Source organism: Streptomyces glaucescens (assembly GCF_002154375.1).
Lineage (GTDB): Bacteria > Actinomycetota > Actinomycetes > Streptomycetales > Streptomycetaceae > Streptomyces > Streptomyces glaucescens.
Genome location: NZ_MUND01000659.1, coordinates 1 through 6,334, shown reverse-complemented (window position 1 = coordinate 6,334; position 6,334 = coordinate 1). Strand labels below are relative to the sequence as shown.

Here is a 6,334-nt window from a genome sequence, read left to right as displayed (position 1 = left end):
GGCAGACGGGAGTGTGACGACACCCCCCTAGCTCCCGCCCCCGCCCGGCCTGGTGTCACGCCAGGCCGCGGCGGGCCACCGCCGGCGGCCGGTGCCCGGCGATCGAGGCGACCATGTCGAGCACCTGACGGGTCTCGGCGACCTCGTGGACGCGGTACACCTGCGCGCCCAGCCAGGCGGACACCGCGGTCGTCGCGAGCGTGCCGATCACCCGCTCCTTCACCGGGCGGTCCAGCGTCTCCCCGACGAAGTCCTTGTTGGACAGCGACACCAGCACCGGCCACCCGGTCTCCACCATCTCGCCGAGCCGCCGGGTCGCCTCCAGGCTGTGCCGGGTGTTCTTGCCGAAGTCGTGCCCGGGGTCGATCAGCACCGACTCCCTCGGCACCCCCAGCGCCACCGCCCGCTCGGCCAGCCCCACGGTCACCCGCAGGATGTCGGCCATGACGTCGTCGTACGTCACCCGGTGAGGCCGGGTCCGCGGCTCCGCGCCGCCCGCGTGGGTGCACACCAGGCCCACCCCGTGGCGGGCCGCCACCTCGGCGAGGCGGGGGTCCACCCCGCCCCAGGCGTCGTTCAGCAGATCCGCGCCCGCCTCGCAGACGGCCTCGCCGACCTCGGCCCGCCAGGTGTCCACGCTGATCACCACGTCCGGGAAGCGCCGCCGCACCTCGGCCACGAACCCGACCGTGCGCCGCGCCTCCTCCTCGGCGGTCACCTCTTCGCCCGGGCCGGCCTTGACCCCGCCGATGTCGATGATCGCGGCGCCCTCGGCGACCGCCTGCTCCACCCGGGCGAGAGCGGGCTCGTCGCGGAACGTCGCCCCCTGGTCGTAGAAGGAGTCGGGGGTCCGGTTGACGATCGCCATGATCACCGGCTCGTGCGGGTCGAATTCCCGCCTGCCCAGCCTGAGCATCCCCTGTGACCTCTCCTCGTACGTGGTGCGACCAGTCGGTCTTTCGGCCGCCTGCGACCTTAACTGTCAGACTCGCATGGCACGATCGGACCCTGACACGTCCGACTCGATTCTTCCGACTCGACCGACCCGACCGTGGGGGCCCAGCGATGGTGATGTTCTTGTTCCTGGTCGTCGCGCTCGCCGTCGTGGTCGCCGCGGTGACCCTCGCCGTGGTGGGCGGCGGCGAGCAGGCACCGCTGCCCGAGGCGGCGCCCGAACGGCTGCACGATCCGCTGCCGCCGGACCGCCCGGTCACCCGCGCGGACGTCGACGCCCTGCGCTTCCCCCTCGCCGCCCGCGGCTACCGGATGAGCGACGTCGACGACGCCCTGAACCGCCTCGCCGCCGAACTCGCCGAGCGCGACGCCCGGATCGCCGACCTGGAGTCCGCCCTGGCCGGCGCGCGCACCGCCGCGGGCCGCGTCTCCATGGAGAAACCGGAGCAGCCGGGAGAGGACGGCGACCAGTGACCGACGGCACCCACCTGACCGGCCCGGCCACCCCTGTGACCGGCGAGGACGCCCCCCAGGCGGTCCCGGACGGCTCCCTGCCCGGTCCGGACGGCGCGCCCCGCTGCCCCTGGGCGCTCTCCGCCCCCGACTACCTCGCCTACCACGACGACGAGTGGGGCCGCCCGGTCCACGGCGACGACGCGCTCTTCGAACGCCTCTGCCTGGAGGCCTTCCAGTCCGGGCTGTCCTGGATCACCATCCTGCGCCGCCGCCCGGGCTTCCGCACCGCCTTCGCCGGCTTCCGGATCGCCGAGGTCGCCGGCTTCACCGACGCCGACCGCGAGCGCCTGCTCGCCGACCCCGGCATCATCCGCAACCGCGCCAAGATCGACGCGACGCTCGCCAACGCGCGGGTGCTGGCCGACTGGGCCCCCGGCGAGCTGGACGAGCTGATCTGGTCCCACGCCCCGGACCCGGCCGGCCGGCCGGTCCCGAAGGTCCTCGCCGACGTCCCGGCGATCACCCCGGAGTCGACGGCCCTGTCCAAGGCGCTGAAGAAGCGCGGCCTGCGCTTCGTCGGCCCCACGACGGCGTACGCGCTGATGCAGGCGTGCGGCCTGGTCGACGATCACCTGGAGACCTGCGTCGCCAGGAGCGCCCGCCAGGGGCACGAGGAACCGCGCGACCAGCCACGCCCAGCCCCGCGGCCCGCCACGGCGCTCCCGCCCCGGGCGCTCACCGGCCCAGGTACCTAGGCTTCTCCTTGTTCACGAACGCCCGCACCGCGATCGCGTGGTCCTCGGAGGCCCCGGCCCGCGCCTGGAGCTCGTCCTCCTTCTCCAGCGCCTCGTCGAAGGTGTGGGTGAGCGCGTACGCCACCGACTCCTTCAGCGCCGCGTAGGCCACCGTCGGTCCCTCGGCCAGCTCGCGGGCCACCTTCTCCGCCTCGGCGCGCAGCTCGGCGGCCGGCACCACCCGGTTGGCGATGCCCAGCTCGTACGCCTCCTGCGCCTTCACGCTGCGCGGGAAGAACAGCAGGTCGGCGGCGCGGCCGGGGCCCACGACCCGCGGCAGGGTCCAGGAGATGCCGGAGTCCGCGGTGAGCGCGACCCCGGCGAAGGAGGTGTTGAACGCGGCGGTGTCCGCCACCACCCGGTAGTCGGCGGCGAGCGCGAACCCGAAGCCGGCCCCGGCCGCGACCCCGTTCACCCCCGCGACCACGGGCTTGCGCATGCCGACCAGTGCGCGCGCGATCGGGTTGTAGTGCTCCCGTACGGTGCTCATGGTCTGCCCCTCGCCGGCCTCCCGGTCGGCGGCCAGCAGCCCGATGTGCTCCTTGAGGTCCTGGCCCACGCAGAACGCCCGGTCCCCGGCGGCGGTCAGCAGCACCGCCCGGACGGCGTCGTCGGCCGCCGCGGACTGCACCGCCTCCCGGAGGGCGACCTTGGTCGCGATGTTCAGCGCGTTCATCGCCTCGGGGCGGTTCAGCGTGATCGTCGCGAGCCCGTCGGTCACCTCGTAGAGCACGGTGTCGGCCATGGCGTTTCCCCTCCGGTACGGGTCCTGTGTCCGGGTCCTGTGTCGGGTCCCGTGTACGAAGGACAGCATGGCGGAGATCGCCGGTGACGTCCGTGTGACCTGCGTCAAAGAAAACGGGGCGGTTTTCGCTCGGCGCGGCGACGTGCGGTCGCGCAGTATCGCAGTCACATCGCCGAATTGAGTGGTTTTGCTCGCGCGCGTTGCCCAAGCGATGCCGACCGATGTTGGTCATCAGGTCGTGCGATGCGGGATAATGGCCTGGAAGCAATGTGTTCGATGCCGGTGTCGCGCGTTCCGCTCACGGACCGCGTGCCCCCCAGTGGGCCGTCGGCTTTGACGATGAGCTGGTTTCAGGAAGGGGAACGAGCATGGCGGCCATGAAGCCGCGAACGGGTGACGGCCCGCTCGAGGTGACCAAGGAGGGGCGGGGCATCGTCATGCGCGTTCCGCTCGAAGGCGGCGGTCGGCTCGTCGTCGAGCTGACCCCGGACGAGGCCGACGCGCTCGGCGACGCCCTCAAGAAGGTCGTGGGCTGACGCGCGCAAGCGACCATACCCTTTCGGCCGCCCCGGCACCCGCACGGTGCCGGGGCGGCTCCGTGTCCGGGCCCGGCCTGCGGCCAGCCGGCCCTGACGTGCGGTTGCCCGGGGCGCTGACGTGCGGTTTCCGGCGCTACGGACGCCCGGCGTCCGGGCGCTTGACGGCGCACAGGAGACCGTCGCCCACCGGCAGCAGCGACGGCACCAGCTCCTGGCTCTCGCGCACCGCGCGCAGCAGCTCGCGCAGCCGCACCACCTCGGTCGGCTGCGGCCCCGAGTCCACCGTGCGGCCGTGGGCGAAGACGCCCTCGAAGACCACCAGACCGCCCGGCCGCAGCAGGCGCAACGATTCGTCGAGGTAGTCCAGCACCTCGAGCCGGTCACCGTCGCAGAAGACCAGGTCGTAGCCGGCGTCCGCGAGCCGGGGCAGCACCTCCAGCGCCCGGCCCGGGATGAACCGGGCCCGGTTGCTGGCGAACCCGGAGGCGCGGAACGCCTGCCGGGCGAACTGCTGGTGCTCAGGCTCGGTGTCCACGGTGGTCAGCACGCCGTCGGGGCGCATGCCGTGCAGCAGATGGATCCCGGAGACGCCGGTGCCGGTGCCGATCTCCGCGACCGCCTTGGCGTCCACGGAGGCGGCCAGCATCCGCAGCGCGGCGCCCGTACCGGGCGCCACCGGGCGCAGCCCTGCCTCACGTGCCCGGTCGCGGGCCCAGTGCAGTGCTTCGTCCTCGGCGACATAGGCGTCGGCGAACGCCCAGCTCGTCTGCCGGTTGCCGGTAATGACCCTCTCCTGTCCCCACGGTTGCCTCGGCGTGACTGTATCCGTTGGCGTCGGGAACCCGCAGATGGGACCAGGCGTTTAGAGGGGTGGGAGACGACAGCGGGGGACACAGTTGGATCACGACGACGAGCGGGACACCGAGCAAGTGCTGACGCAGCCGTATGAGCCGTGGCAGCTCAGATCAAATTCTCGTAAAACCGCTTATCCGGAGCTAACGGACGAGGTGGCTATGGTAGGGGCTCCACTGGACACCACCAGAGCCGACAGGGGAGGTGCGGCCGCACCTGTGGACCGGGGAGGAGTGCTTCGGCGCTTCCTCGGGTCGGCAGGCAGGCCGAAATCCGTGAACGACACCGCTGACCACAGCCACGCCGACGGCTATGCCCAGACCGCGACCTTCTCCAGCGACGCGGACGGGCAGGCGTGGACTCCGCCCACCTGGGAGGAGATCGTCAGCACGCACAGCGGCCGCGTCTACCGCCTGGCGTACCGCCTCACCGGCAACCAGCACGACGCCGAGGACCTGACCCAGGAAGTCTTCGTCCGGGTCTTCCGCTCCCTGTCGACGTACACCCCCGGCACCTTCGAGGGCTGGCTGCACCGCATCACCACCAACCTCTTCCTCGACATGGTCCGCCGCAAGCAGCGCATCCGCTTCGACGCCCTCGGCGAGGACGCGGCCGAGCGCCTGCCCAGCCGCGAGCCGTCCCCGCAGCAGGTCCTCAACGACGCGCACTTCGACGCCGACGTCCAGCAGGCCCTCGACACCCTGGCGCCCGAGTTCCGCGCCGCGGTCGTCCTCTGCGACATCGAAGGACTGTCGTACGAGGAGATCGCCGCGACCCTCGGCGTCAAGCTCGGCACCGTCCGCTCCCGGATCCACCGCGGCCGCTCCCAGCTGCGCAAGGCCCTCGCCCACCGCTCGCCGGAGGCACGCGCCGAACGCCGCTCCTTCCTCGCCCGTGTCCCCGCTCTGGGAGGAGGGGGCGCGTCCGCGTGAGTGGATCACGGCCGCAACCTGCAGAGGGACACCTCGCAGAGCAGCACCTGGGAGACCGGCTCGCCGCCCTCGTCGACGGAGAGCTCGGTCATGACGCGCGCGAGCGCGTGCTGGCACACGTGGCGACCTGCCCGAAGTGCAAGGCGGAGGTCGACGCGCAGCGCCGGCTGAAGAACGTGTTCGCCGAAGCGGCCCCGCCGCCGCCCTCCGAGAGCTTCCTGGCCCGGCTCCAGGGGCTGCCCGGCGGAGGCGGCCCGGACGGCGGCGACCCGCCGCTCGGCGGGGGCGGACCGGTCGGCAGCTTCCCCGGGCGGCCCGGCGCCGGTGGCGTCTTCGGGCTGAGACGGGGCGGTGAGCGTTTCGAGTTCGACTACGTCCCGGCCCGCCCGCACACCCCCGTCCTGCCGGTCGCCGCGCAGCGCGGCTTCCGCATCCACGACGTCGCCCGGTCCGACGGCGAACGGGCCTCCCGCGGGCGGCGGTTCGCGTTCGTCGCGGCCGGAGCGGTGTCCCTGGCCGCGATCGCGCTGGGCGGTGTCACCACCGTCGCCCCCGGCGACCCGGAGGTACGGGGCGGCGCCGGCAGCAATGTGACGCCGCTGCGCTCACCCGGCGCGGGCACCGCCGCGGTGCCGGAGAGCCAGCGACGGCGCGCGGTGGGCCCCCTGCTGGCACAGGGCGTGGGCGGACGCATGCTGGGCGGGACCCCGGCGGCCCCGACGCAGCTGTCGGCGCCGCTGCTGCCCGGAATGACGGCCCCGGCCGCCGGACAGCAGCACGGCTCCGCGCATCCGCTCACCACACCCGTGGTGGCCGGTGCGGCGGCCATGTCCCCGTGGATACGCCCGCTGGGCGCGACCCCGCCGATCAGCCTGACCGCCTGGTCCATGGCACCCCAGACCGGCAACCCCGGCCTGCTCGCCGCCTCTCCCGGCCCCGACCCGGGCCCTCACCACCCCGCCCGCTGACCGGTCTTCGCCGATCGGCTCCTGAACCTGGTTGAATCCCGGGGAGGACCGCACCCTCGGCCTAGGGGGTGTGGTCAAACTCCCGTCTGCCCCG

The 6,334-nt window shown here is 73.3% G+C and carries 8 protein-coding genes; 5 read left to right on the top strand and 3 right to left on the bottom strand.

Annotated elements, in window-relative coordinates; genetic code table 11:
- Window positions 1-55: 55 nt before the first annotated feature.
- Window positions 56-916 (bottom strand): dihydropteroate synthase, encoded by an 861-nt coding sequence (folP, locus tag CCN42_RS34245; protein ID WP_086171209.1) that lies wholly within the window; start codon window positions 914-916, stop codon window positions 56-58.
- Between the two features lie 155 nt (window positions 917-1,071).
- On the opposite strand from folP, the gene CCN42_RS34240 reads away from it, so the two are divergent.
- Both CCN42_RS34240 and CCN42_RS34235 read left to right on the top strand, forming a co-directional pair.
- Window positions 1,072-1,428, top strand: a complete 357-nt coding sequence (locus CCN42_RS34240) for a DivIVA domain-containing protein (protein WP_086741315.1) — start codon at window positions 1,072-1,074, stop codon at window positions 1,426-1,428.
- A 35-nt stretch (window positions 1,429-1,463) separates the two neighbouring features.
- Window positions 1,464-2,165 (top strand): DNA-3-methyladenine glycosylase I, encoded by a 702-nt coding sequence (locus tag CCN42_RS34235; RefSeq protein WP_086741314.1) that lies wholly within the window; start codon window positions 1,464-1,466, stop codon window positions 2,163-2,165.
- On the opposite strand, the gene chcB is transcribed toward CCN42_RS34235, so the two are convergent.
- Window positions 2,146-2,949: a 2-cyclohexenylcarbonyl CoA isomerase gene (gene chcB / locus CCN42_RS34230; RefSeq protein WP_086171210.1), complete on the bottom strand. Its 804-nt coding sequence runs from the start codon at window positions 2,947-2,949 to the stop codon at window positions 2,146-2,148. The genes CCN42_RS34235 and chcB overlap by 20 nt on opposite strands.
- Before the next feature lie 368 nt (window positions 2,950-3,317).
- Between chcB and CCN42_RS34225 the strand changes: the two genes are divergently transcribed.
- A complete protein-coding gene (locus tag CCN42_RS34225; protein ID WP_003966491.1) occupies window positions 3,318-3,485 on the top strand; it encodes a DUF3117 domain-containing protein in 168 nt (55 codons plus the stop codon).
- A gap of 136 nt (window positions 3,486-3,621) precedes the next feature.
- Here the strand turns inward: CCN42_RS34225 and CCN42_RS34220 are convergent, their stop codons facing one another.
- A complete protein-coding gene (locus tag CCN42_RS34220) occupies window positions 3,622-4,338 on the bottom strand; it encodes an O-methyltransferase (RefSeq protein WP_086171211.1) in 717 nt (238 codons plus the stop codon).
- Between the two features lie 235 nt (window positions 4,339-4,573).
- Here CCN42_RS34220 and sigE point away from each other — a divergent pair, with 235 nt between their 5' ends.
- Window positions 4,574-5,272: an RNA polymerase sigma factor SigE gene (gene sigE / locus CCN42_RS34215; RefSeq protein ID WP_086171212.1), complete on the top strand. Its 699-nt coding sequence runs from the start codon at window positions 4,574-4,576 to the stop codon at window positions 5,270-5,272.
- Window positions 5,269-6,240, top strand: a complete 972-nt coding sequence (locus CCN42_RS34210; protein ID WP_086741313.1) for an anti-sigma factor family protein — start codon at window positions 5,269-5,271, stop codon at window positions 6,238-6,240. Before sigE ends, CCN42_RS34210 begins: the two co-directional genes overlap by 4 nt.
- Window positions 6,241-6,334 lie beyond the last annotated feature (94 nt).